This is a genomic window from Streptacidiphilus sp. MAP5-3, from assembly GCF_041262505.1.
GTDB lineage: Bacteria > Actinomycetota > Actinomycetes > Streptomycetales > Streptomycetaceae > Streptacidiphilus.
Genome location: NZ_JBGCCL010000023.1, coordinates 89097 through 114006 on the forward strand (window position 1 = coordinate 89097; position 24910 = coordinate 114006).

A 24910-nucleotide genomic window follows, 5' to 3' on the forward strand; every position below is an offset into this window, starting at 1 on the left:
GGCGTCGGTCCGGGTGGCCAGGGCGGCCTTGGTCGCGGCGTTCGGGGGAGGGGCGGCCTGAACGGCGTAAGCCTGCTTGCTCAGCGTTCGAGTCGATGCCCTAATTGCCCTATATGAGCGTGTTGTCGGGTGGGTCGATGCCGGTTGCGGCGAGCGTGGTGGGGCTCGCGGTCGCTGCCGTACTCGCGCTCGGTACGCCGCTGGCCTGGGCGAACGAGGCAGGTACCGGTTCCGCTTCGGCCGGCATCACGGTCCGGCTGCCCGACGGCCATCCGCTCCGCTTCGTCTCGGTGCGGTCCGCCCGGACGCCGACCCGGACGCCCGCGCACCGCCCGTCGCACGTGCCCGGCCACCGGCCGCCCGGCGGTGTGGCGAGCGCCCCGCCCGTGAATCCCGCGCCCGGCGGGCCGCCCGGCGCGGACCCGTCCGTGAGCGCGCTGCCGCTCCCCGTGGTCAGCCCGTTGTTCCCGTCCCCGCCCGCGAGCGGCAAGCCGTCGGCATCGAGCGCGGCGTCGAAGGAGCCCCGTCCCGGCGCACCGGGGCGTCCCGCGCCGGGGGGCACGCCGTCTCGTGCGCCGGGCGGGGGCGGGTCGGGGAGCCGCTCGCAGCAGGTGGTTTCCGTGCCCGTCGGTCAGGACGCGGTCCAGCCGATCGACCAGGCGCCGCGACCGGCCGCCAGCGTCCCCCCGCCGCTCGGCCCGCAGGCGGTCCTGCCGCCGGAGTCGGTGCAGCAGGCGGGCCCGAGGGCGCGGCTGGCCGCCCGGGACACCGGCCTGGACCTCGGCCCGCACGCCCGGATGCTCGGCGTGGGTCTGGCCCTGATCGGGGCCGGAGCTGCGCTGTTCGGCTGGCGGATCCGTCGGCTGTAGACCGCACGCAGAGCGAACCGCACACGTGTTCTGTCGAATATCACGCCCTCTTGACACCCCTGTGGGACAGAATGTCGTTCATGAACAGCCCGAGCTCTCGGCCAGAAGAAGGCCCCCAGGTCCTGATCGTCGGCCCCGACGGCATGCCCGTCGGCGCCGGCTCCTCCGTTGAGGGTGAGCCGAGGGAGCTGCCGATAACGGAGATGGTGGAGCAGCCCGCCAAGGTCATGCGGATCGGGAGCATGATCAAGCAGCTGCTCGAAGAGGTGCGCGCGGCACCTCTGGACGAGGCCAGCCGGGTGCGGCTCAGGGAGATCCACGCCAGCTCGGTCAAGGAGCTGGAGCAGGGCCTCGCGCCCGAGCTCGTCGAGGAGTTGGAGCGGCTGTCGCTCCCCTTCACCGAGGACGTGGTCCCCAGCGAGGCGGAACTCCGCATCGCGCAGGCGCAGTTGGTGGGTTGGCTGGAGGGTCTCTTCCACGGCATCCAGACCGCGCTCTTCGCCCAGCAGATGGCTGCCCGGGCGCAGTTGGAGCAGATGCGGCGCGCGCTGCCGCCGGGTGCGCCGGGCCACGACGAGGGCGAGCCGGGCCACGGCGGTATCCACGCCGGTCCGTACCTCTAGTTCTTCCCGCTCTCCTCGCTCCCGCTCTTCTCGTTGTTTGGGCTCCTTTTCCGTAGCCGTACGCGATTTCCCTCTGCGTACGGAAGTTCGCAGCGGTTCAGGGCGGACGCACTGCCGACTGCCTGCGGAGGCTCAGGTTCCGTCCGGTTCAGGGTTGGACCGGACGGAAAACCCGGCTGTGTGAGGCCCTGCCCGTACCGCTAACGTTGGGCCCTGACGGCGCGCCAAGGGGTAGGCCGGTTGGGGGAGACGAGCGCATGAGCGAGCAGGGCGGCGCGGACGGCGCGGGGCGGACGGTCGGCCACGGCCGTTATGCGCTGCGGGACTTGCTCGGCCAGGGCGGTATGGCCACGGTCCATCTCGCGGACGACACGGTGCTGGATCGGCCGGTGGCCGTGAAGACGATGCTCGGCGAGATGAGCCGCGAGCCGTCGTTCCGCGAGCGGTTCCGCCGCGAGGCGCAGGCGGTCGCCCGGCTCAACCACACGAACATCGTCGCCGTGTACGACAGCGGCGAGGACGACACCGACGGCACCCCCGTGCCGTTCATCGTCATGGAGTACGTCGAGGGTTCCTCGCTCAGCTCGGTGCTGCGCAAGGACATCACCGAGCTCGGCGCGATGCCCACCGAGAAGGCGCTGAAGATCACGGCCGACGTGCTGGCCGCGCTGAGCGCCTCGCACGAGGAGGGCCTGGTCCACCGCGACATCAAGCCCGCCAACGTGATGCTGACCAAGCGCGGCGTGGTCAAGGTGATGGACTTCGGCATCGCCCGCGCGATGCAGTCGGGCGTCACCTCGATGACCCAGACCGGCATGGTCGTCGGCACCCCGCAGTACCTCTCGCCCGAGCAGGCGCTCGGCAAGAGCGTGGACGCCCGTTCCGACCTCTACTCGGTCGGCTGCATGCTCTTCGAGCTGCTGACCGGTCGCCTGCCGTTCGAGTCCGAGTCGGCGCTGGGCATGGCCTACCAGCATGTCCAGGAGACGCCGCCGGCGCCGTCCAGCATGAACGCGGCGATCCCGCCCGCGGTCGACGCGCTGGTCGCGCGGGCGCTGCGGAAGGACCCGGCGCACCGGTTCCCGACCGCCGACGCGATGCGCGAGGAGTGCCAGCGCGTCGCCCAGGGCGCGGGCACGGCGGCCAACCAGCCGCAGATGCTGGTCGACGGCCCGCACCAGGGGCACGTCGGCGGCTCCGGCCAGAACGCCGTCTTCCCGGCGGCCCAGGGCCCGTTGAACACCCCGATGCCGCCGGTGCAGACGCCGTACCCGCAGCAGATGGGCGGGCAGCAGATGGCCCCCCAGCACATGGGCCAGACGCCGCCGCCCTACCCGCAGCGTCCGACGCCGCCGCCGTTCGCGCAGCCGCGCCCCACGCCGCCGCCCTTCGCGCAGCAGGGTCCGGCGCCGACGCCGCCGCCGTTCGCGCAGCAGCGGCCCACGCTGCAGCCGTTCACCCAGGCACGGCCGACCCCGGTGCCACAGCGTCCGGCGCCGACTCCGCCGCCGTTCGCCCAGCCCCGGCCCCCGGCGCCCGCGCAGGCTCCGTACGTGCCGTCGGGGGCGCCGCAGACGGACGCCGCGCGCGGCTGCGGCCGGCTGGTGCTGATCCTGTTCATCGTCGGCGTGGTCTTCGCCGGGTTGATAGTGCTGATCGCGGTGCTCGCGTTCAACAGCTCGTCCAACGACAACACCGGCGGACTTGGCAGGACGCCCGTGGCCGGAGTGGTTCAGGCGGACCGTGGTGTGTAGGCCACTTCGTGGTTTCGGCCTTCTGACCTGCGGCGCTCCGCATCGTCCTCCGGAAACCGGTAGCGTGCGGAGTTGGTTCCTCCCTCTCGGGAACGGCTGAGAGGCGCGGCGAAGCGCGATCCCCGGCGCCCGCCCGGTTCAACCGGGCAGTACAAGCAGTACGGGACAGCAGTACGGGACAACGGGGCAGTACGGATCGACGACGGCACGGAACGACGGCGGAGAACGATGGCAGACACGCAGCACCCCGGGGACGAGGACGCCATGGATCCCCGGTCCGGGTACGGCGCTGCGGGAGCAGCCGACGCGTCCGGTCCCTTCGTCACCACCAGTGGCCTGAGCGTCGTGGGCGACGGCCGCTACCGGCTGGTCCGCCGGCTGGGCCGCGGCGGGATGGCGGAGGTCTACGCCGCCGAGGACCAGCGGCTCGGCCGCACCGTCGCGATCAAGGTGCTGCGGCCCGAGCTGGCCGAGGACTCCATCGCCCGCACCCGCTTCACGCGTGAGGCGCACTCCGTCGCCGCGCTGAACCACCACGCCGTCGTCGCTGTCTACGACACCGGCGAGGAGGCGCGCGGCCACGAGACCGTCCCGTACATCGTGATGGAGCTCGTCGAGGGCCACACGGTCCGCGAGCTGCTGCAGAGCAAGGAGCCGCCGCCGGTCGACCAGGCGCTGATCATCACCGCCGGGATCCTCGAGGCGCTCGCCTACAGCCACAAGCACGGGATCGTCCACCGCGACATCAAGCCGGCCAACGTCATCATCACCAACTCCGGTGCGGTCAAGGTGATGGACTTCGGCATCGCCCGCGCGCTGACCGGGGCCACCTCGACGATGACCCAGACCGGCATGGTCATGGGCACCCCGCAGTACCTCTCCCCCGAGCAGGCCCTCGGCAAGGCGGTCGACCACCGCTCCGACCTGTACGCCACCGGCTGCATGCTCTACGAGCTGCTGACGCTGCGTCCGCCGTTCACCGGCGACACGCCTCTCTCCGTCGTCTACCAGCACGTTCAGGACATGCCGGTGCCGCCGTCCCAGGCGAACCCGCGGGTCCCGGCGGTGCTGGACGCCCTGGTGATGCGCTCGCTGGCCAAGGACCCGGACGACCGGTTCCAGTCGGCGGACGAGTTCCGCGCCCACATCCAGCACGCGCTGCGCCAGATGCACGGCGGGACCGGCCCGACCCAGATCCTCGGCCAGGTCGGCGGGGTCTCGCCGACCGCCCCCACGGCGATGATCGCCTCCGCGCCGGGCGACGACTACCACCCGACCACGGTGCTGGGCGCGGCGACCCCGCCGCAGCCGATGCCGGCGGCAGGCGGCGGCATGGGCGGCGCGGTGCCGCCGACCTACGACGACCACTACGACGACGAGGGCGCGGGCCGCAACCGACGCGGACTCTTCGCGGTGATCGCGGTCCTGGTGGTCGCGGCGGCGGTGGCGGTCGGTGTCGCGCTCGCGATGAACGGCAGCGGCGGTAGCGGAGGCGGGCCCACGACGTCGTTGTCGCCGACGGTCACCCCGAGCACGACGCCCTCGCAGACCCCGAGCCAGAGCATCACGCCGTCGCAGAGCCAGACGCCGAGCTACACGCCGTCGTACACGCCGAGCTACACGCCGTCGTCCACGCCCCCGGTCTCCCCGTCGACGACGCCGAGCACGACACCGTCGCAGACCACCTCGGGATCCCCGAGCACGACGCCTTCGGCGCCGGCGACGTCGCCGTCGACGCCGTCCGCGCCGCCGTCGACCGACCACACCACCCCGCCGGGCTCGCCGTCGGCGGGCTCGACGTCCTGACGTTTCGCTCCCGGAGGTAGTTGCAACCCCCAGGAGCGCGGGGCTCTGCTGATGTGCGGCTCCGCCGCGTGGGCGCGGCAAGCCTGGGCGTTCGCTCCCGCAGGTGGCTGCACTTTTCTCAGGGGCGCGAGGCTCTGCTGATGTGCGGCTCCGCCGCGTGGGCGCGACAAGCCACCCAGTGTCGTGAGTCCCCGAACTACCAGGGCCATCCGCACAGGGTGGTAACTCGCGCAGCTCCCCGCGCCCCGAGACAGTGCGACGTCCCTCTGCGAAACAGTGACCCTCACTGTGTGTACGCCTCCGCGACGAGCGGGTAGCGGTCCGTCCACCAGACGATCTGCGCCGCCGCCGCGGGAAACAGCACGCTTGCGCGGTCGTCCCGCCGCGCATAGCGCCAGCGGAGCATCCAGAAGTCGTTGAGCCGCTCCCACCAGACGCGGTGGACCGCCGCGGTCAGGTGCTCGGGTGTCGCGCCGGAGGCCTCGCGGTAGGCGCGGGCATAGGCGGTGATCCGGGTCAGGTCCATGGCACCGCTCGCCTCGTCGGAGAAGAACTGCGTCGCCGCACGAACCGCCTCCTCCGCGACGGGTTTGATGCCGAGCCGGTCCCAGTCCAGGACCGCCGCGACGCGTCCGTCGCGCCGCAGCAGGTTCAGCGGGTGGAAGTCGCCGTGCACCCACCCGGCCGGGGGCGCGCTGCGTGGGCCGGGGCGGCGGTGGGCGTGGGCGGCGAGCAGGACGCGGCGTTCGAGCAGCCGACGCTCCGCCAGGGCGTCGAACGGGTCGGCGGGGTCGCGGCGGGCCCGGGAGCGCGCCGCGGAGAGCAGGTCGGCGATGGTGCGCCGGGTGTCCAGCGGGTCCGCGCTGGGCCAGGGGCCGGGGTCGAGGACGGGCGGCTGGATCCGCCGCAGCTCGGTGTGGATCCGGCCGAGCAGCGTGCCGAGATCGGCCCCGGCGGCGAGGGGGAGGGCCCGCCCGGTCGGTGGCGGCGCGCCCTCGACGAAGGGGAAGAGCGCGTAGCGGCGGCCACGCAGCAGCACCAGGGTCCGCCCGTCCGCCGCCGTCACCGGCGGTACCGTCGGCAGTCCGGCCGCCGCCAGCGCGGCGATGGTGCGGTGCTGGGCGGCGAGCGCGCCGCTGGAGGCGTGGCCGCCGTCGTCGAGGTACTGCTTCAGCACCCATGTGGCCCGGCTACGGCTGCCGTCCTGCTGTTCGATCGTGACCAGCCAGACGCGGTTCAACAGCCCGTGCCGGGTGCGCTCCACCGCGACCGGGCGACCCACCCCGAACCGGGCGACGACCCCCACCAGCCACCCCGGTACGGAACCCGGAACGGCTGATAATGCACTTGTCGGAGCAAAAGCCTGACCCTGCGTCACGAGCCAGATGGTACTGCCGCGTTGGCGGGTGCGGCCGTTCGCGATCTTCTCTGACCGGCTCTGATCGTCAGCCTTCGGACGCGTGCATCTTCGCGACGTACGCGGCGGCCTGTGTGCGCCGTTCCATGCCCAGTTTTGCCAGCAGGCTGGACACGTAGTTCTTGACCGTCTTCTCCGCGAGGTGCAGCTCGCCGCCGATCTGCCGGTTGGTCATGCCCTCGCCGATCAGGTCGAGGATCCGGCGCTCCTGCTTGGTCAGACCGGTCAGCCGTTCGTCCTCCTTCTCGCCGCCGTCGCGAAGGCGTTCGAGTACGCGGGAGGTGGCGACCGGGTCCAGCAGCGACTTTCCGGCCGCCACGTCGCGGACCGCCGAGAGCAGGTCGGTCCCGCGGATCGCCTTGAGGACGTAACCGCTGGCCCCGGCCATGATCGCGTCGAAGAGCGCCTCGTCGTCGGAGAAGGAGGTGAGCATCAGGCACCGGATCTCCGGCAGCTCGGAGCGGATCTCCCGGCAGACCTCCACCCCGCTGCCGTCGGGCAGCCGGACGTCGAGCACCGCCACGTCCGGCCGGGTGGCCGGGATCCGGGCCAGCGCCTCCGCGGCCGTGCCGGCCTCGCCGACCACCTCGATGTCGGATTCCAGCGAGAGCAGTTCATGGACGCCGCGACGTACCACCTCGTGGTCGTCGAGGAGAAAGACCCGTATATGTCCTGTATGTCCAGGTTTGCTCATGGTCACAGCCTTGCATACGGCTCACCGAGTTGCCGTGCACGGAGGAGCTTTTGTCCCGGTTTAGGGGTGAGCATGGTAGTTGGACGTCCTAGGACAGAGGAAATTGGGTCTTCCCCTGGGTAACGTTCTCGAAGAGGATCAGGGCACACCTATCCGCCGATCCGATGTCGTCGCCCACCCGAAGCGATGACGCACGGAGCAGGCGACCGGACCGGTTGCCGGCAACCCCGGAGGCCGGAAATACCGAGGAGTGAACGTGACCGTCGAGAGCACGGCGGGGACGGCGACCGCTGCCGTCCCGGAGCTGGTGCAGCTGCTCACCCCAGAAGGCGAGCGAGTCGAGCACCCGCGCTTCTCCCTGGAGACCACTCCGGAAGAGCTGCGCTCCATCTATCGTGACCTGGTCCTGGTACGCCGTTTCGACGGCGAGGCCACCGCGCTGCAGCGCCAGGGCGAGCTGGGCCTGTGGGCCTCTCTGCTGGGACAGGAAGCCGCTCAGGTCGGCTCCGGCCGCGCCCAGCGCCCGGGAGACTGGGCCTTCCCGACCTACCGCGAGCACGGCGTCGCCTGGTGCAAGGGCGTCGACCCGTTGAACCTGCTCGGCATGTTCCGGGGTGTGAACCACGGCGGGTGGGACCCGTACGAGAAGAACTTCCAGCTCTACACCATCGTCATCGGCTCGCAGACGCTGCACGCGACCGGCTACGCGATGGGCATCACCAAGGACGGCTCCGACGACGCCGTGGTCGCCTACTTCGGTGACGGCGCGTCCAGCCAGGGTGACGTCAGCGAGGCCTTCACCTTCGCCTCGGTCTACAACGCCCCCGTGGTCTTCTTCTGCCAGAACAACCAGTGGGCCATCTCCGAGCCCACCGAGCGGCAGACCCGCGTCCCGCTCTACCAGCGCGCGGCGGGCTTCGGCTTCCCGGGTGTGCGGGTGGACGGCAACGACGTGCTGGCCTGCCTCGCGGTCACCCGCTGGGCCCTGGACCGCGCCCGCGCGGGCGAGGGTCCGACGCTGATCGAGGCCTTCACCTACCGCATGGGCGCCCACACCACCTCCGACGACCCGACCCGCTACCGGATCGCGGACGAGTTGGAGGAGTGGAAGCTCAAGGACCCGATCGAGCGGGTCAAGTCCTACCTGGTCCGTGAGGACTGGGCGGATCAGGAGTTCTTCGACGCGGTCGAGGCGGAGAGCGAGCAGTTGGCCCGCCGCGTCCGCGAGGGCGTCCGCAACATGCCCGACCCCGACCCGACCTCGATCTTCGAGCACGTCTACGCCGAGGGCCACGCGCTCGTCGACGAGGAGCGTGCTGAGTATGTGGCGTACGCGGCGTCGTTCGACGGCTCCGAAGAGGTTGGGGAGGGCCGCTGAGATGGCCGCTGAGAACTACAGCATGGTGAAGGCCCTCAACGAGGCGCTGCGGCGCTCGCTGGAGGCCGACCCGAAGACCCTGATCATGGGCGAGGACGTGGGCCGTCTGGGCGGCGTCTTCCGGGTCACCGACGGACTGCACAAGGACTTCGGCGACAGCCGCGTCATCGACACCCCGCTGGCCGAGTCCGGCATCATGGGCACCGCGATCGGCCTGGCGCTGCGCGGCTACCGCCCGGTGGTGGAGATCCAGTTCGACGGCTTCGTCTACCCGGCCTTCGACCAGATCGTCACCCAGCTGGCCAAGATGCACGCGCGTGCGCTGGGCCACGTCAAGCTGCCGATCACCGTGCGCATCCCGTTCGGCGGCGGCATCGGCGCGGTCGAGCACCACAGCGAGTCGCACGAGGCGTACTTCGCCCACACGGCCGGTCTGAAGGTCGTCTCGCCCTCCAACCCGCTGGACGCGCACTGGATGCTGCGTCAGGCGATCGCCTCGGACGACCCGGTGATCTTCCTGGAGCCGAAGCGCCGCTACTGGGACAAGGGTTCGGTGGACCCGCTGGGCGAGGCCCCGACCCCGCTGCACTCCGCCCGAGTCACGCGCCCGGGTCGGGACCTGACGCTGGTCGCCTACGGCCCGATGGTCAAGGTCTGCCTGGAGGCGGCCGAGGCCGCCGCTGAGGACGGCCACCAGATCGAGGTCGTCGACCTGCGCTCGCTCTCGCCGCTGGACATGGACACCCTCACCGCCTCGGTCAAGCGGACCGGCCGCGCGGTGGTGGTCCACGAGGCCCCCGTCTTCATGGGCATGGGTTCGGAGCTGGCCGCCCGGATCACTGAACGCTGCTTCTACTCCTTGGAGGCCCCCGTGCTCCGGGTCGGCGGATACTTCTCGCCGTACCCGCCGAGCCGGGTGGAGGAGACGTACCTGCCGGACCTCGACCGGGTGCTCGACGCCGTCGACCGCGCCCTCGCCTTCTGACGGGGGATGGAGAGCACCATGAGTACTGCGGTTGAGAACGTTCGTCAGTTCAAGATGCCGGATGTCGGCGAGGGACTGACCGAGGCCGAGATCCTCAAGTGGTTCGTCCAGCCCGGCGACACGGTCGCCGACGGCCAGGTCGTCTGCGAGGTGGAGACGGCGAAGGCGGCCGTCGAGCTGCCGATCCCGTTCGACGGGGTGGTGCAGGAGCTGTTCTTCGGCGAGGGCACGACCGTCGACGTCGGCACGGCGATCATCAGCGTCGCCGTTGCGGGCGGCGCTGCGGTTCCGGCGGAGGCGGCTGCTCCTGCGGCTGCCTCCGCTGCCGAGGAGGAGACCGAGCCGGAGCGGCGCGAGGTGCTGGTCGGGTACGGCCCGCGCTCGGGCTCGTCGAAGCGGCGGGCGCGGAAGCCTGCGGCTGCGGCGGCGCCGACGGTCGTGCAGGCGGGCGGGGAGGGGACGTACTACGCGCCCAAGCCGGCTGCGGTTGCACCGGTCACCCCGGCTGCACCGGTCGCTCCGGCTGCTCCGGTCACCCCGACTGCTCCGGCCGTTCCCGCGTCCGGTGAGCGTCCGCTGGCGAAGCCGCCGGTGCGGAAGCTGGCCAAGGACCTGGGCATCGACCTGGCCGCAGTCACCCCGACCGGCCCGCAGGGCACGGTCACCCGCGAGGACGTGCACGCGCACGTCACCGCGGCGACGGCGCCCGTGGCCGTCGCGGCTCCGGTGGCGACACCGGCCGCTCCCGCCGCCGAGCCGGTCGCGGTCGTGTCGGGTGCGGTCGTGTCGGGTGCGGAAGACGTCCGGATCCCGATCAAGGGCGTGCGCAAGGCGACCGCGGCGGCGATGGTCAGCTCCGCGTTCACCGCGCCGCACGTGACCGAGTGGGTCCAGGTCGACGTCACCCGCACGATGAAGCTGGTCCGCAGCCTCAAGGAGAGCGGCGAGCTGGGTGCGGGCGTGCGGGTCAGCCCGCTGCTGCTGGTCGCCAAGGCCTTGCTGATCGCCATCCGGCGCAACCCGGAGATCAACGCCAGCTGGGACGAGGCCAACCAGGAGATCATCCACAAGCGCCGGATCAACCTCGGCATCGCCGCGGCGACTCCGCGCGGCCTGATCGTCCCGAACATCAAGGACGCGGGCAGCATGGCTCTTCCCGAGCTGGCGGGCGCGCTGACGTCGCTGATCGAGGTGGCCCGCGAGGGCAAGACCTCGCCTGCGGCGATGCAGGGCGGGACGGTGACGATCACCAACGTCGGCGTCTTCGGCGTCGACTCGGGCACCCCGATCCTGAACCCGGGCGAGGCCTCGATCCTGGCCTTCGGCCAGGTCCGGGAACTCCCTTGGGTGCACAAGGGCCGGGTCGTCCCGCGCCTGGTGACCACGCTGGCCCTGTCGTTCGACCACCGGATGGTCGACGGCGAACTGGGCAGCAAGGTCCTGGCGGACACGGCGGCAGTGCTGGAGCAGCCGAAGAGGCTGATCAGCTGGCAGTAGGTGCAGTTGCACCTTCCAGGGGCGCGAGCTGAGGTTGCGCTCCCGCAGGTGGTTGCAACACCTAGGGGCGCGGGGAACTGCGCGACAAGCCACCGTGTGTGGTGAGTCGCCGGGCGCACAGGGCCATCCGTCACAGGGTGGTTCTCGCGCAGTTCCCCGCGCCCCTGTTGTTGCTGGCCACTCGCATCAGTTCCCAGCCCCCTGAGCAACTGCATGGTCCCCACCTGCCGCACCCGGCTCACTCGCGGGGGTGAAGTTGGGCGGGAGCTGTATAGCGGTGAGCGGCACGCGGAGACGATCCGCCCCGTGCGTCGTCACCTGAGTGTGTTTCTGCTGCTCCTGGTCCTGCTCCTGGCGGGCGCCGCCCCGCCGCCCGCGCTGGCGTCCGAGCCGCGCGTTGTCGACGAGGCCACGCTCGTCGACAACGGGCCTGCGGCGAACCGGATCACGCTGGTGCTCATCGGGGACGGCTACACCGCCGACGAACTCCCGCGCTTCCGTGCGCAAGCCGCGGATACCTGGCGGGCACTCAGTTCCGTGGAACCGTTCCGGAGTTACGCGCCGCTCTTCGACGTGCGGCGGATCGACCTGGTGTCGCCGCGCTCCGGGATCGGTGCCGGCTCGCCGCTCGGGATGCACTTCGGGTGCCAGGGCATGCCGCGGCTGCTCTGCGCGGACGACGACGCCGTCACCCGGTACACCGGCACGCCGGACGGGCCCGAGTACGTCATCGCGCTGGCCGACTCCGACCGGTACGGCGGTGGTGGTGGCACCGGGGTGACCACGCTTGCCGCCGGGGCGACGGGCGCCGGGCTCATCATCCAGCACGAGATGGGGCACACCGTCGGGGGTCTCGGCGACGAGTACGACGCCGCGCCGGGCGGGGACAGCGACTTCCCCAACCTCTCCTCCGCCGACGCCGACACGCTCGCGGCCACGCACGCCAAGTGGTGGCGCTGGCTGGGCGCGGAGGACCCCACCGGCGGACTGGTCGGCGCGTACCGGAGCGCCAACGGTCTGTACCGGCCGACCCAGGACTCGATCATGCGGACCCTGGGCGCCACCTACAACCTGCCCTCCCGCGAGGCGATCATCGAGTCGCTCTACCGTCACGTCAGCCCTGTCGACACGGTCTCACCGGCCGCCGACGGCAGCGCGGTCGACGCCGGGACGACGCTCCGCGTCGCGCCCGTGCTCCCCGCAGACCCCGAAGCCGACGGCAGCCGACTGACCGTCAGCTGGACGGTCGGCGGCGGGCCCGCGCCCGGCAGTCTGCTGGGTGAGCGCGGGCTGGCGTTCGACACCAGGGGGCTGGAGCTGCCGTCGGGCGCGCGGGTGACGGTCCGAGTCGTCGTCACCGACCGTACGTCGTGGGTCCGTGACGACGCCTTCCGGCGGCGGCGGATGAGCAGGACGTTCAGCTGGGTCGTGACGGCGAAGTGAGGGTTGTGACGGTTCCGACGGGCTGGAGCCGGGCAAGGTCAAGTTCTGCTAACGGGCTGCAGTCACCCTTAGGGGTGACAGGGAGGCATATGAGAGTGTGTGAGCGCAGGTAGGCACTGGGGTGGGGAGATATCGGGTGGGCGAGCGTAAGCGCGGTCGGAGCGTGGCGATCAAGGCCGCTCTTGCGGGTCTTGTCACGCTGGGTGTGGCCGGTGCGTTCGTCGCGCCGACCGCGTTCGGCGCGAGCGCCAACGGGCCGACACCGGCGGCGAGTTCGAGCACCGGTTCGTCCGCTGCGGCTGCTGCCTCCTCGGCTCCGTCCGGTGGGGCCGCGACGCCCGGTGCGCCCGGTTCGGGCAGTATGTCCGTCGCCCCGCGCGTCGCCACGGTGGCCGCCACCACGTGGAACTCCGCCGCCGCGGCGAAGTTCTGGACTCCGGCGCGCATCGCTGCGGCGATTCCGGACGAGGCCGCCCCGGCCAAGGTCGGCGGTTCCGGTGTCCAGGCCGCGTCCACGACCGTCTCCCACGCGGCCACGACGGCGTCCAACACGGTGACCTCGGCCACGATCGCGCACTCGTACCACTTCGGCGGGACGCCGGAGACGGGCATCATCGTCTACGCGTCGAGCAACCTCACCACCCACTACTGCACCGCCAGCGTGGTCAACAGTGCCGGGCACAACATGATCGTGATGGCCGCCCACTGCAACCCCGGCAGCTGGATGGCCTACGTGCCCATGTACCAGCACGGTGCGCTCAGCCAGCCGTACGGGATCTGGGCGGTCACCAAGGTCTTCAAGGACGCCCACTACAGCAGCGGCGAGTCCGACGCGAGTGACTACGACTACGCCTTCGCCCAGGTCGCGCCGAACGCCTCGGGCCAGCTGATCCAGAACGTGACCGGCGGCTACCACCTCGCCTACACGTCGAGCTACTACCTCTACATCACCGCGCTCGGCTACCCGGACATCTCCTCGGACCCGGCGGACGAGGCGATCCGCTGCAGCCCGAACTACCGGACCGGCAAGCTCGCCGGCTACCGGCAGATGGTGCTGTACTGCACCGGTTTCTACGGTGGCACCTCCGGCGGTCCGTGGGTCACCTACTTCAACGGGACGACGGGCAACCTGATCGGCCTCACCGGCGGCTACGAGGAGGGCGGGCCCAACAGCTGGACCAGCTACAGCCCGATCTTCGACAGCCGGATCTTCTCGCTCTTCAGCTACGCGCAGACGCACTGACGCCACCGGCTGATGCCTGGCTGACCCCGGGTGACTCCCGGCTGACTGCGGCTGAGGGGTACGTCTCACTTTCCAGACGGCAGGAACAGGCCCAAAGGTCCTACCTTTAAGCTGTCAGCATCATGTCTGCTGCCGAGCCTGCCGCCGCGTCCGGTACCGCTGCCACCACCGCAACTGCAGCGACCTCCGCCGACGCGACCACCTCCGACGCGGCGGTCGGCGTCCGGCGGGAGCCGCCCGGCGGGCGGGGCGCGTGGACCGCGTGGGGCATCGGCGTCACCGTCTACGTCCTGGCCGTGGTCCACCGGACCAGCCTCGGCGTCGCCGGGCTGGACGCGGCGGCCCGGTTCGGGATCAACGCGTCGGCGCTGTCGACCTTCTCCATTCTGCAGATCCTGATCTATGCGGGCATGCAGATCCCGGTCGGCCTGCTGGTCGACCGTTTCGGCCCGCGCCGCATCCTCAGCGCGGGCCTGGTGCTGCTCACGGCCGGGCAGCTGGGCTTCGCGCTGGCCACCTCGTTCACCCCGGCGCTGCTCGCCCGCGGTGTCCTGGGCTGCGGCGACGCGATGACCTTCGTCAGCGTCCTGCGCATCGGCGCGCGCTGGTTCCCGGCCTTCCGCAACCCCTTCATCGCCCAGCTGACCGGCCTGGTCGGCACGGTCGGCAACCTGGTCAGCACGCTGGTGCTCTCCCAGGTCCTGCACAGTGCGGGTTGGACGCCGACCTTCGCCACCACCGCGCTGTTCGGCGTGGTCGTGCTGGCCGTGGTCGTCCTCGCACTGCGGGAGACGCCGGACAGTGCGCCGCGCGAGCCGCTGTTCGCGCGCCGCGCACGCGCGACCGAAGCAGCGGTCACCCCGCGTCCGGCGGGTTTCTCGCTGCTGGAGCAGATCCGGGTGAGCTGGCGCGAGCCGGGCACCCGGCTGGGCATGTGGGTGCACTTCACCACGGCGTTCCCGGCGTCGAGCTTCCTGCTGCTGTGGGGGATGCCCTTTCTGATGGACGGTCAGGGCATGTCCCGCGCGGAGGCGGGCGGGATGCTCAGCCTGGTGATCCTCAGCGGGATGGGCTTCGCGGTCCTCTTCGGCCAGCTGATGTCGCGCCGGCCGGGCCTGCGGACGCCGACGGTCTTCGCGGTGGTGCTGGGCACCGGCGCGGTCTGGGCGGCGGTGCTGCTGTGGCCGGGCGGCGGCGCGCACGTGCCGCTGTGGCTGCTGCTGGTCCTGGTCGTGGTGATGGGCAGCAACGGCCCCGCGTCCCTGATCGGCCTCGACTACGCCCGCCCGGTGAACCCGCCGGAGCGGGTGGGGACGGCCTCCGGCATCGTCAACATGGGCGGCTTCATCGCCGCGGTCATCGCGCTGTTCCTGATCGGCTTCGTCCTCGACCTCGCGACCCCGCACGGCGGCGCGGACTACACGCCCGCGGCGTTCCGACAGGCCTTCGCGATGCTGTACATCCCGATGGCGCTGGGGCTGTTCCAGATCCTGCGCCTGCGCGGTCGGGCGCTGGCCCGCGAACGCGAGCTGGCGCGCGGGCGGTAGTCGCAGGGGCATTGCACTATCTGGGGGCGCGGGGCTCTGCTGATATGCGGCTCCGCCGCGTGGGCGCGAGGAACCACCCAGTGGGGATGGCCCTGCCCGTTCGGCGACTCACCACACGGGTGGCTTGTCGCGCCCACGCGGCAGGGCCGCTAGTCAGCAGAGCCCCGCGCCCCCGGACGTTTGCAACGTCCCTTGCGCAGAAAGCTCTGCCCTCAGGGTGTGACCGAGAAGTTGTCCAGGATGCGACGCGCCAGCGCCTCGTCGCCCTCGGACTTCACGTCCGCCGACGATCGGGCGATCCGACCGCACGCGAGGCGGGCGTACGTCTCCCAGTCCATGCTGAACCGCGCCGCAGGCGCCAGCGGGACGGTGGCGTCGACACTGCCGCGGCCCCCCTCGTCGACCCGGACGGTGGTCATGAACTCCTGCGCGCCGTGGACGTCGAAGACGACCGTGCAGCCCGCGGGAGCGCCCGCCAGCTTCGCGACGGCGCGCGGCAGCAGCTCGACCAGGTAGTCACGGGTGATGCCCGCCGCCGCGCTGTCCAGGCCGCCGGGAGCGCGGAGCGCCCTGCGGATGTCCTGCTCGTGGGTCCAGACGTCGAAGACGCGGGTGCGGAGCAGCTGGTGGTAGGGAACGTCCCGGGTGTACGGGCCCATCGGCCAGCGGACCTCGTCCGTCGGCTCGTGGCGTGGCTGCCGCAGCGCGCGGGACCTGCGGATGATCGTGTACTCGAGCTCCGCGGTCATCTCCGGAGCGGTGTGGCAGCGCCGCTTGTCGACCGGCACCTCGCAGTAGCGGGTGAACTCGTCGACCACGTGCCGCAGGTCGCGGGGCAGGGTGTGGATCGGTCGGGGGTCGCCCAGCAGCTCCAGCTCCATGCCTATGACGTGGGAGACCACATCGCGGACGGACCAGCCCGGGCACTCGGTGGGGCGGTTCCACTCTCCCTCACTGAGCGGGGCGACCAGCTCGGATATGGCCTCGATGGACTGGGTCCAGGCATCGGCGTACGCCTGAACCGTCTGCTTGTCGGTCACGTTCACGACCCCTTGAGCGGTGCAGCCAATTGCGCTATCGGCACGTTACGCTGCCTGCTGTCCCCAGGTCAGCGCTTTCCGGTGTTGATCGGTCTTGATCGTAGGGCCCCTGACGGAGTGGGTGGTACGGTGCGCGCTTCTCTTGTCCAGATCGATGTCAACGAAGCGGAGTCCGTGGACGACCGCAGGACGCGCGTGAGCGCGCTGGTGCGGGCCCAGCACGGGGCGGACCTGGTGGTGCTGCCGGAGCTCTGGAACCTGGGCGGATTCGCCTACGACGCGTGGGCACCGGGCGCGGAGCGGCTGGACGGGCCGACCGCGGAGGCGATGTCCGCCGCCGCGAGGGGCGCGGGCGTCTGGCTGCACGCCGGCTCGATCGTCGAACGCGACCCGGACGGGCCGCTGTTCAACACCTCGCTGCTCTTCGCGCCGGACGGCGAGCTGCACGCCGTCTACCGCAAGATCCACCGCTTCGGCTTCGACAGCGGTGAGGCGGCGCTGATGGCGGCCGGGCAGGAGGTCTGCGTCGTCGACACGCCGTTCGGTCGGATGGGCCTGGCGACCTGCTACGACCTGCGGTTCCCGGAGCTGTTCCGGGCGATGCTGGACCGTGGCGCGGAGCTGTTCGTCGTCCCGGCGGCCTGGCCGGCCCGGCGCGCCGAGCACTGGTCGCTGCTGGCCCGCGCCCGCGCGGTGGAGGAGCAGGCCCTCGTCCTCGCCTGCAACACCGCGGGCACCCACGGGGGCGTCCCGCAGGCGGGCCGCAGCGTCGTGGTCGACCCGTGGGGTGCGGTCCTGGCGGAGGCCAACGGCGGCGAGTCCGGCAGCGCGGAGGAGGTGCTGACGGTCGACCTGGACCCGTCGGTCGTCGCCCGCACCCGCGAGGAGTTCCCGGTCCTGCGGGACCGTCAGAAGTGGTGACCGGCCACCAAGTGGCAGGAAGATGCCAGTGGGTTCAGTGATGCCACTGATGGCAGTGGTGGCAGATTGAACGGTGACTCACCGAGGTCGCCATGATGATCCACGCTCTCACCGGATTCTGGTTGGCCTGCGACCAACTATGCGGTAGATGTGATGAGTGCCTGACAAAACAGCGTCCCTCGAGACGCCTCTCCCCTCACAGGCGCGCTCTTCGCTGTGGCGCCATCGTGATTTCATGCTGCTCTGGGGCGGCGGTGCGGCCAGCGATCTCGGTTCGGCCGTGTCCACGCTGCTCATCCCGCTGCTGGCTGTTCAGAGTCTCGGAGCGACGACGTTCCAGGTGGCCATGCTGAGCCTGGCCCGCAGACTGCCCGCAGCGGTCTTCGCCCTGCCGGCGGGGGTCGTGGTGGACCGGCTGCGCAAACGGCGGTTGATGCTCTGGTGCCAGGTCCTCAGCGCGCTGGTCGTGGGCTCGGTGCCCGCCGTCGCGTTCGCCGGGCACGTCCAGCTGTGGCAGCTCTACGCCGTCACCGCCGTGGTGGGCAGCATCACCGTCTTCTTCAGCATCGCCGATGCCAGCTACCTGCCCAACGTGCTGACCCGCGAGCAACTCGTCGACGGCAACGGCAAGCTGAACGCCACCGAGACCGCCTCCGACGCGGCAGGCCCGGCGCTCGGTGCGCTGCTGGCCGGAGTGGTGACGGCCGCGCGGGCCGTCGCCGTGGACGGTGTCTCGTACGTGGTCGCCGCTGTCACACTGCTGCTGATGCGCTCGCCGGACCCCCGGCCCGAGCCGGACCGGACCCGGACCGCGCCCGTCAGCTTCCGCGTGGCGATGACCGAGGGCCTGCGCTTCGCCTGGCGTAACCCGGTGCTGCGGGCGATCACCTGCTGCACCGCGACGGCGAACCTGGGCATCGTCGCCGTGGGCAGCCTGGAGGTGGTCTACCTCGTCCGCGCACTGCACACCTCGGGCCCGCTCGTGGGTGTGGTGATCGGGACCGGCGTGCTGGGCGGGTTCGTCGGCAGTCTGCTGGCCAAGCCGCTGACCGCCCGGCTGGGCAACGCCCGGGCGATGTGGGTGTCGTTGATCGTCTGTGCCCCCTTCGCGCTGCTGATGCCGCTGGCGGGCCCCGGCGCGGGACTGATCCTCTACTCGCTCGGATGGGGCGTCTTCAACGCGGGCGGAGCCGTCTACCAGACCGCGCAGATGGCCTACCGGCAGTCGAGCATCCCCAGGGAGATCCTCGGCCGCGTCAACGCCGGTATCCGCTGGGTGATGTGGAGCACGATGCCGCTGGGCGCCCTGCTCGGCGGCACGGTGGGCACCTGGTTGGGGCTTCGCACCGCGCTCTGGGTCGCCACCGGCTTCCTCGCCGCGACGGGCCTGTGGCTGCTCGCCTCACCGCTGCGCGGCTGGCGGGACATTCCGGAGAGTCAGTCCCGCTGATCCGTCAGGGCGTTGCGCTGGTTGCGCGCCGAGCGGATCAGGGAGAGCAGCTCGCGTGCCGGGCCCTTGGGCTTCGCGCCCTTGGGCCACACCGCGCGCAGGGGGCGCTCCAGCACCAGATCGGCCACGGGCACGGCGACGAGCCGGCCTGCGGCCAGATCGTCGGCCACCGCGAGTTCGCTGACCACGGCGGGCCCCGCACCGCTGGTGGCCGCTGACTTGAGCGCTGTCGTCGACGCGAGCGTGAGCAGTGGCTCGGCCAGTCCGCCGACGGGGGCGAGGGCCGCGTCCAGCACCTCCCGGGTGCCGCTTCCGTGCTCGCGCAGGATCAGCCGGGTGGCGGCGACCTCGGCGGGAGAGAGCGGGCTGCGCCGTCGTGCCCACCGGTGTGCGGGGGCGACGAGCACCAGCAGGCGGTCGCGTGCGACGACCACGCCGTCCAGGCCCGTCGGCATCCGCACACCCTCGACGAAGCCCAGGTCCGCCTCCCCGTCGAGGATGTGCGCGGCCACCTCGGTGGAGTTCGCCGCGCGCAGGGTCACGGCCGTGCCGGGCAGCGCCGCGTGCAGGGCCAGCAGCCAGCCCGGCATCAGGTACTCGGCGACGGTCAGGCTCGCCGACACCCTCAGCCGTGCGTCCCGGCGTTCGCGCAGTGCGGAGATTCCGGCGTCCAGCGCCTGCGCCGCGCCCACGACCTGCGCCGCCCACTCGGCGACGAGCGCACCGGCCTCCGTGGGCCGGGAGCCGCGCGGGGAGCGTTCCAGCAGCGTGACGCCGATCTGCCGCTCCATCGCGGCGATCCGGGCCGAGGCCGCGGGCTGGGTGATGCCCAGCTCGGCCGCCGCCCGGCCGAGGCTTCCGAGCCGGACCACGGCCAGCAGCAACTCCAGCGCGCCGAGCTCCGGTACGTGCGAGGAGAGCGGGACGTTCGCCGGGCCTGGGGTCGAACTCATAGCACCAGCTTATGTCCCCATCGGAGAATGATCCCTACCGGCGGCGACGCGCCGGAGCGACGGTGGACACATGACCCCCACCGCGCTCGCCCTGCCGCTCACCAGGCGATTCACCCAGCACCCCGTCACCCGTCACCCCGTCGTCGAAGCGGCCGGCCGCTTCGGGCCGAACTGGTACGCGGCGGTGATGGGCACCGCCATCGTCGCCAACGGCGCGCACGTCCTGCCGGGCGTCGGGTCCGCGGGCTGGGCGCAGGTGTGGGCGGAGGCGTTCTGGGCGCTGGGCTTCGCGGGCCTGGTGGCGCTGGCCGGTACGCGGCTCGTGGGCCGTCTGCACCACGCGCGGGTCCGGCCCCTGGACGACCCGTCCGTCGCGGTCTTCCTCGGCTGCCCGCCGATGGCGCTGATGGCCGTCGGCTTCGGTGCGCTGGGCGCGGGCGAGCCCCTGCTCGGACCCGGCCTGGCACTGGCGCTGGACGCGGTGCTGTGGACGCTGGGGACGGTCTACGGGATCTGGGCGGCCGGGACGGTCCTGTACCGGCTGGCCATGCACTATGACGTGGCCCGCGCGGACTCCGCGCCGACCTGGCTGCTGCCAGTGGTCGCGCCGATGGTCTCCGCGGCGCTCGGCCCCGCGCTGATCCCCCATCTGCCGTCCGGGCAGGCGCAGTCGACCATGCTGCTCGCGTGCGTGGCGATGTTCGGCATCAGCCTCGTGGCGGTGCTGATGCTGCTGCCGACGCTCTTCGCCCGACTCGCCCACGAGGGGCCGCTGCCACCGGTGTTGATCCCCACGCTGTTCCTGGTGCTGGGCCCGCTCGGGCAGTCCGTCACGGCGGTGACCCAGTTCGCCGCGCACGGCCCGGCGGAGTTCGGCGGCGTCCTGGGCGGCTTCGCGCTGCTCTACGGCGTGCCGGTGTTCGGCTTCGCACTGCTGTGGCTGGCGATCGCGGGCGCGGCGACGGTCCACGGCCTGCGGAACGGGATGCCGTTCGCCATGACCTGGTGGGCGTACACCTTCCCGGTGGGCACCTGCGTCACCGGCGCCGCGGGCCTCTACGCCCGCACCGGTCTCGCCGCCTTCGCGGTCGCGGCGGTGGCGCTGTACGCGCTGCTGGTGTCGGCCTGGGCCGTGGCGGTGGTGCGCACGGCCCGATCGCTGCCGACGTTCCTGCGCGGCTGAGGTCAGGACGCCTCGGGGTAGGTGACCGAGGTGTCGGCCCAGTCGAGGGCGGCGATGATGGTGTGCCGCAGCTGGGCCTCGGTCCAGGTGGTGTCGAACTCGAGCGGCAGCACGGGGGACACCTCCTCGAGCGTCGAGATCATCGGGCTGTGTGCGACTGCCTTGTCGACCAGCAGCACGACGGGCTTGCGAAGCGCGGTGGCCCAGCCGAGCTCCATGCCGACACCGGCCGAGAGGGGCGAGCCGACATACGCGACGGCGAGGTCCGCGGACTGCATCGCCCGGAACGCCGAGGGGACGCGCATGCCTATACCGACACCGCGAGTGGCCCAGACGTCGTCGTGGTGCGTGCTGAACACGCTGACACCGGCGTCGAGCAGAGCCTCCCGCACCGAGGAGATTCTGCCGCGAAGCGCCAGGCTGAAGACACCGTCGGCGGGACCGGTGAGGCGGAGGGAAGGGGCAGCGAGGAAGACGCGCATGGTGCGGCGTGCGTCGGCCGCGAGCTCGGCGTCGGACAGCTCGGTCATCACGATCGGCTCCATCGACAAGGTTGACCGCGAAACGACAAGTCCCGTACGTTGCAGGATGAATGTCGCCCGGTCAGACAGGGATTCAGGTGCCGGCGCCGGCAACCCTTGGGGGGATGCTTCGATGGTGCTGGGAGGAACGTGTGAGAGTCCACGAGAGGCCTGTGGCATGAAGCTGTCGCGCACTGGCATGAGAAGGCGTCACTCGTCGCTGTCCCGTCGCTTCAACAGACCCAGCTGAGCTGCGCGGACGCCTGCCTCGAAGCGGCTTTCGGCGCCGAGCTCCTGCAGCAGGGTGGCGATGTGGCGTCGGCAGGTTCTCACCGACATGCCGAGCCGTCGGGCCACCACCTCGTCCTTGAGGCCTTGGGCGAGCAGTTCCAGCAGTGACCTCCTCAGGTCGTCGGAGGCGTTCTGGTAGCCGGGGCCTTCGTCGAGGAACGGGCTGGAGGTGATCCAGAACTGCTCGAACAGCGTGCAGAGGAACGAGATCAGCACCGGCTCGCGGACGACGAGCGCGCCCGGCATCTGATCGGCGTGGGTGCGCTTGGGGATGAACGCGATCTCGCGGTCGACGATGAAGAGGATGTCGGGCAGTTGGTCGGCGGTCCGTATCTCCGCCCCGGCCTCCACCATGGCGCTGACATAGGACCGCATGTGGAGCTGGGTCCTCGTGGTGTGCTGGTAGATCATCCGGAAGCGCACGCCACGTCGCGCGATGTTGAGGTCGAAGGGCAGGGACTGGAGCTGTGCGGTGCTGCGCTTGCCGCCGGGCTGGACGGTCATGAGGTCACGGGTGCACTTGGTGGCGGCATTGTTGATCAGCAGCTGGACCTCCGCGGGGTCCGAGATGATCTCCAGACCACCGCTCACCGGTCCCGAGATGGTCCGACCGAGGTAGGCCGGCATGAGCTGCAGCAGTTGCTCCCGGGTGCCCTCCGCGGCGGTCCGGTAGGCCCGGATCGCCTCCTCGTAGGGTTCCGCGAGCTTCGCGGCCGCCAGCTCCGGGTTGATCGGCCGTAGCCGTTGGTCGCTGGGGGAGATCGGCTGCAGCAGGAAGTGGGCCACGAGCTCGTCGCGCGCCTGCTCCAGGACATCCTTGTCGAGGCCGGTCGCCGCGGCGGCGTTGTCCCAGACGAACTCTCCGTCCATCAGGGCGCGCCGGTAGATCGCGACTGCCTCCGCGCTCAGAGCGTCGGGGAGCTCCGGGCTGCTCATCGAAGCTATGCCCACTTCATCCCGTTTCATCCTGTGGCCATTTCAGGTCTGGTCATTTGTTGCCACTATCGAATACTGACTGGTGCCAAATGCGTACCCCATTGTGGTGGATGGCCGCCCTCCGGTCGGCGGTCATCCATGGGATCGATCTTGTCCATCTGGTCGGGACGATCCCCGAGAGAGAGGAAATACTCCATGCGCGCGTCGCACCGTACGTTTTGGAGGGCCGCTCTCGCTGGAAGCGTTGCCATCGCGGCACTGATCATCGGCTCCGGCGCGGCGTCCGCTGACACGACTTGGGGCGGTAGTCAACCGTCCGCCGTTGTCGCACAGCAGTAAGAGGCTCCCCGGCCGATCCTCCTCGGCGACCGGGGTAAGCGACAACTGAGGGGCCGTGCCTCCCCGGACACGGCCCCTCAGTTGACGCATTTCTCGTGACATGTCCGCGTCAGCGGGTGTTCCCCTCGCCGCGGGGCTTGGGACGCCAGACGACGAGCGCCGAGCTCTGCTGGTACGGCACCAGGTCGCGGCGGTACGACGCGTGGACCGCCGCGGCTGCGGCCTCCGCCGCGCCCTGGAGTTCGGCGACGCGGGCCTGGAGCGCGGCGACCTGGTTCTCCAGCTCGATGATGCGCTTGATACCCGCGAGGTTGATGCCCTCCTCCTGGGAGAGCCGCTGGACCTCGCGGAGCTGCTCGATGTCGCGGGACGAGTAGCGCCGGCCGCGTCCGGCCGTGCGGTCGGGGGAGACCAGGCCGAGCCGGTCGTACTGACGCAGCGTCTGCGGGTGCAGACCGCTCAGCTCCGCCGCGACCGAGATGACGTAGACGGGGGTGTACTCCGTCAGTTGGTACGCCACCCGCGGGCCGCGTGCCGCTCCGCCGCCGACCGGGTTGGAGCCGACCGGGTTGCCGCCGACCGGGTTTCCTGGAGCCCCCATGCCGGGGCCTCCCACGCCGGGGGTTCCGCCGTCGTTGGTGCCGGGCATCTCACGCCTCCTCGGCTGCCTTGAACAGCGCCGCCCGCGGGTCGTCCGCGGCCGTCGCCTCGCGGTACTTCTCCAGTGCCGCCCTGGCCTCGCCCTCCATCTCCGGAGGGACCGCGACCTCGACGGTGACCAGCAGGTCGCCGCGGGTGCCGTCCTTGCGGACCGCGCCCTTGCCTCGGGCCCGCATGGTGCGGCCGTTGGCGGTGCCCGCCGGGATCTTCATGGTGACCGCCGGACCGCCGAGGGTCGGCACCCGGATCGTGCCACCCAGCGCCGCCTCAGGGAAGGAGACCGGCACGCTCACCGTCAGATTGTCGCCGCGTCGGCCGAAGACCGGGTGCGGGGTGACGTGGACCGTCACGTACAGGTCGCCCGCCGGGCCGCCGCGCTCGCCCTGGGCGCCCTTGCCCTTGAGCCGGATCCGCTGCTCCTCGCCGACCCCGGCCGGGATCCGCACCTGCATGGTCCGGGCCGACGTCGCGCGACCGCTGCCGTGGCAGACCTCGCACGGGTCGTCGACCAGCAGGCCGCGGCCCTTGCAGTCGCGGCAGGGCTCGCTCAGCGCGAAGCTGCCCTGGCCCCGGCTGATGTGGCCGGTGCCGACGCAGGTCGGGCAGACCCGAGGGGTGGTGCCGGCCTTGGCTCCGGTGCCCGCGCAGGCCTTGCACGGGGACTGGCTGGTCATCCGGATCGGGACCGTGGCGCCCTCGACCGCCTCGACGAAGCTCAGCGTGACCTCGGACTCGACGTCCGCGCCGCGCCTCGGCTGGGTGGTGGTGCCCCGACCGCGGCCGAAGAGGCCGCCGAAGAGGTCGCCGACCCCGCCGCCGAAGCTCCCGCCCTGGCCGCCCTGACCGGGCTGTGGGGCGCCGCCGAACAGGTCGCCCAGGTCGAAGTTGAACCCGCCCTGGCCCGCGCCGCCGCGGAAGCCGCCGTTGGCGAAGAGCGTGCGCGCCTCGTCGTAGTCCTTGCGGCGCTTCGGGTCGGACAGGACGTCGTTGGCCTCGGAGATCTCCTTGAAGCGCTCCTCGGCGGCCTTGTCACCCTTGTTGGCGTCGGGGTGGAACTCCCGGGCCAGCTTGCGGTAGGCCTTCTTGATCTCGGCGATGGAGGCGTCCTTGGGCACGCCCAGGACCTTGTAGTAGTCCTTCTCCACGTAGTCCTTGCCGCTCAAAGCTCTCCCTCCTCACGCTCTGATCAACGACGCCCGGATCAATGCACTGATCAGCGGTAGCGGGAGTGGGGGGGCCCCCCCCCCCGCCCCCCCCCCCCCGGGGGGGGGGGGGTGGGGGGGGGGGGGGGGCGGGACGCCGCGGCCCCGGGGGCCAAACACAGGGAGAGAGGGGGAGCCGGCGGAGACCCCCCCGCCGC

The 24910-nt window shown here is 71.5% G+C and carries 20 protein-coding genes and 1 pseudogene; 13 read left to right on the plus strand and 8 right to left on the minus strand.

The features are described from left to right. The first annotated feature begins 137 nt into the window (after window positions 1–137). From ABH928_RS27470 to ABH928_RS27485, 4 genes and pseudogenes are all read left to right on the plus strand, one after another. Window positions 138–869 carry a hypothetical protein gene (locus ABH928_RS27470; RefSeq protein WP_370071208.1) on the plus strand — a complete coding sequence of 244 codons (732 nt, stop codon included), beginning with the start codon at window positions 138–140 and terminating at the stop codon, window positions 867–869. Between the two features lie 80 nt (window positions 870–949). Further along, window positions 950–1492: a bacterial proteasome activator family protein gene (locus ABH928_RS27475; protein WP_370071210.1), complete on the plus strand. Its 543-nt coding sequence runs from the start codon at window positions 950–952 to the stop codon at window positions 1490–1492. Window positions 1493–1749: 257 nt separating this feature from the next. Further along, window positions 1750–3201: pseudogene (locus tag ABH928_RS27480) on the plus strand (protein kinase); the annotation flags it as partial. 273 nt (window positions 3202–3474) lie between these two features. Continuing rightward, window positions 3475–5052 (plus strand): protein kinase, encoded by a 1578-nt coding sequence (locus tag ABH928_RS27485; RefSeq protein WP_370071212.1) that lies wholly within the window; start codon window positions 3475–3477, stop codon window positions 5050–5052. A gap of 283 nt (window positions 5053–5335) precedes the next feature. Here the strand turns inward: ABH928_RS27485 and ABH928_RS27490 are convergent, their stop codons facing one another. Continuing rightward, a complete protein-coding gene (locus ABH928_RS27490) occupies window positions 5336–6358 on the minus strand; it encodes a phosphotransferase enzyme family protein (RefSeq protein WP_370071214.1) in 1023 nt (340 codons plus the stop codon). A 139-nt stretch (window positions 6359–6497) separates the two neighbouring features. Continuing rightward, entirely contained in the window at window positions 6498–7163 is a 666-nt protein-coding gene (locus ABH928_RS27495; RefSeq protein WP_370071216.1) for a response regulator, read from the minus strand. Window positions 7164–7413: 250 nt separating this feature from the next. Between ABH928_RS27495 and pdhA the strand changes: the two genes are divergently transcribed. From pdhA to ABH928_RS27525, 6 genes are all read left to right on the plus strand, one after another. Further along, window positions 7414–8541 (plus strand): pyruvate dehydrogenase (acetyl-transferring) E1 component subunit alpha, encoded by a 1128-nt coding sequence (pdhA, locus tag ABH928_RS27500; RefSeq protein WP_370071218.1) that lies wholly within the window; start codon window positions 7414–7416, stop codon window positions 8539–8541. A gap of 1 nt (window position 8542) precedes the next feature. Continuing rightward, window positions 8543–9526 (plus strand): alpha-ketoacid dehydrogenase subunit beta, encoded by a 984-nt coding sequence (locus ABH928_RS27505; protein WP_370071220.1) that lies wholly within the window; start codon window positions 8543–8545, stop codon window positions 9524–9526. Between the two features lie 18 nt (window positions 9527–9544). Then, window positions 9545–11023: a dihydrolipoamide acetyltransferase family protein gene (locus ABH928_RS27510; protein WP_370071222.1), complete on the plus strand. Its 1479-nt coding sequence runs from the start codon at window positions 9545–9547 to the stop codon at window positions 11021–11023. A 306-nt stretch (window positions 11024–11329) separates the two neighbouring features. Further along, on the plus strand, window positions 11330–12466 hold the full coding sequence (locus tag ABH928_RS27515; RefSeq protein WP_370071224.1) for a M64 family metallopeptidase: 1137 nt from the start codon (window positions 11330–11332) through the stop codon (window positions 12464–12466). A 136-nt stretch (window positions 12467–12602) separates the two neighbouring features. Continuing rightward, on the plus strand, window positions 12603–13709 hold the full coding sequence (locus tag ABH928_RS27520; protein WP_370071226.1) for a hypothetical protein: 1107 nt from the start codon (window positions 12603–12605) through the stop codon (window positions 13707–13709). A gap of 122 nt (window positions 13710–13831) precedes the next feature. Further along, window positions 13832–15256: a nitrate/nitrite transporter gene (locus ABH928_RS27525; RefSeq protein WP_370071229.1), complete on the plus strand. Its 1425-nt coding sequence runs from the start codon at window positions 13832–13834 to the stop codon at window positions 15254–15256. Between the two features lie 212 nt (window positions 15257–15468). On the opposite strand, the gene ABH928_RS27530 is transcribed toward ABH928_RS27525, so the two are convergent. Beyond that, window positions 15469–16296 (minus strand): maleylpyruvate isomerase family mycothiol-dependent enzyme, encoded by an 828-nt coding sequence (locus ABH928_RS27530; protein WP_370071231.1) that lies wholly within the window; start codon window positions 16294–16296, stop codon window positions 15469–15471. Window positions 16297–16425: 129 nt separating this feature from the next. Between ABH928_RS27530 and ABH928_RS27535 the strand changes: the two genes are divergently transcribed. Next, entirely contained in the window at window positions 16426–17217 is a 792-nt protein-coding gene (locus ABH928_RS27535; protein WP_370071234.1) for a carbon-nitrogen family hydrolase, read from the plus strand. Between the two features lie 157 nt (window positions 17218–17374). Next, entirely contained in the window at window positions 17375–18667 is a 1293-nt protein-coding gene (locus tag ABH928_RS27540; RefSeq protein ID WP_370071236.1) for an MFS transporter, read from the plus strand. Here the strand turns inward: ABH928_RS27540 and ABH928_RS27545 are convergent. Beyond that, window positions 18655–19620: a LysR family transcriptional regulator gene (locus ABH928_RS27545; RefSeq protein WP_370071238.1), complete on the minus strand. Its 966-nt coding sequence runs from the start codon at window positions 19618–19620 to the stop codon at window positions 18655–18657. The genes ABH928_RS27540 and ABH928_RS27545 overlap by 13 nt on opposite strands. A gap of 70 nt (window positions 19621–19690) precedes the next feature. On the opposite strand from ABH928_RS27545, the gene ABH928_RS27550 reads away from it, so the two are divergent. Next, the gene (locus ABH928_RS27550) at window positions 19691–20803 is read left to right on the plus strand and encodes a C4-dicarboxylate ABC transporter (RefSeq protein WP_370071240.1); all 1113 of its coding nucleotides are present in this window, start codon (window positions 19691–19693) and stop codon (window positions 20801–20803) included. A gap of 2 nt (window positions 20804–20805) precedes the next feature. On the opposite strand, the gene ABH928_RS27555 is transcribed toward ABH928_RS27550, so the two are convergent. From ABH928_RS27555 to dnaJ, 4 genes are all read right to left on the minus strand, one after another. Beyond that, the gene (locus ABH928_RS27555; protein WP_370071242.1) at window positions 20806–21333 is read right to left on the minus strand and encodes a hypothetical protein; all 528 of its coding nucleotides are present in this window, start codon (window positions 21331–21333) and stop codon (window positions 20806–20808) included. 201 nt (window positions 21334–21534) lie between these two features. Beyond that, window positions 21535–22551, minus strand: a complete 1017-nt coding sequence (locus ABH928_RS27560) for a LuxR C-terminal-related transcriptional regulator (RefSeq protein ID WP_370071244.1) — start codon at window positions 22549–22551, stop codon at window positions 21535–21537. Window positions 22552–22999: 448 nt separating this feature from the next. Next, the gene (locus ABH928_RS27565) at window positions 23000–23491 is read right to left on the minus strand and encodes a heat shock protein transcriptional repressor HspR (protein WP_370071256.1); all 492 of its coding nucleotides are present in this window, start codon (window positions 23489–23491) and stop codon (window positions 23000–23002) included. A gap of 49 nt (window positions 23492–23540) precedes the next feature. Continuing rightward, a complete protein-coding gene (gene dnaJ, locus ABH928_RS27570) occupies window positions 23541–24713 on the minus strand; it encodes a molecular chaperone DnaJ (RefSeq protein WP_370071246.1) in 1173 nt (390 codons plus the stop codon). Window positions 24714–24910 lie beyond the last annotated feature (197 nt).

Coding starts and splice junctions, on each gene's coding strand:
- ABH928_RS27565 (WP_370071256.1), bottom strand. CDS start 23,491: ATGGGGGCTCCAGGAAACCCGGTCGGCGGCAACCCGGTCGGCTCCAAC.
- ABH928_RS27550 (WP_370071240.1), top strand. CDS start 19,691: ATGACCCCCACCGCGCTCGCCCTGCCGCTCACCAGGCGATTCACCCAG.
- ABH928_RS27485 (WP_370071212.1), top strand. CDS start 3,475: ATGGCAGACACGCAGCACCCCGGGGACGAGGACGCCATGGATCCCCGG.
- ABH928_RS27555 (WP_370071242.1), bottom strand. CDS start 21,333: ATGACCGAGCTGTCCGACGCCGAGCTCGCGGCCGACGCACGCCGCACC.
- ABH928_RS27505 (WP_370071220.1), top strand. CDS start 8,543: ATGGCCGCTGAGAACTACAGCATGGTGAAGGCCCTCAACGAGGCGCTG.
- ABH928_RS27510 (WP_370071222.1), top strand. CDS start 9,545: ATGAGTACTGCGGTTGAGAACGTTCGTCAGTTCAAGATGCCGGATGTC.
- ABH928_RS27560 (WP_370071244.1), bottom strand. CDS start 22,551: ATGAGCAGCCCGGAGCTCCCCGACGCTCTGAGCGCGGAGGCAGTCGCG.
- ABH928_RS27475 (WP_370071210.1), top strand. CDS start 950: ATGAACAGCCCGAGCTCTCGGCCAGAAGAAGGCCCCCAGGTCCTGATC.
- ABH928_RS27470 (WP_370071208.1), top strand. CDS start 138: ATGCCGGTTGCGGCGAGCGTGGTGGGGCTCGCGGTCGCTGCCGTACTC.
- ABH928_RS27525 (WP_370071229.1), top strand. CDS start 13,832: ATGTCTGCTGCCGAGCCTGCCGCCGCGTCCGGTACCGCTGCCACCACC.
- ABH928_RS27495 (WP_370071216.1), bottom strand. CDS start 7,163: ATGAGCAAACCTGGACATACAGGACATATACGGGTCTTTCTCCTCGAC.
- ABH928_RS27545 (WP_370071238.1), bottom strand. CDS start 19,620: ATGAGTTCGACCCCAGGCCCGGCGAACGTCCCGCTCTCCTCGCACGTA.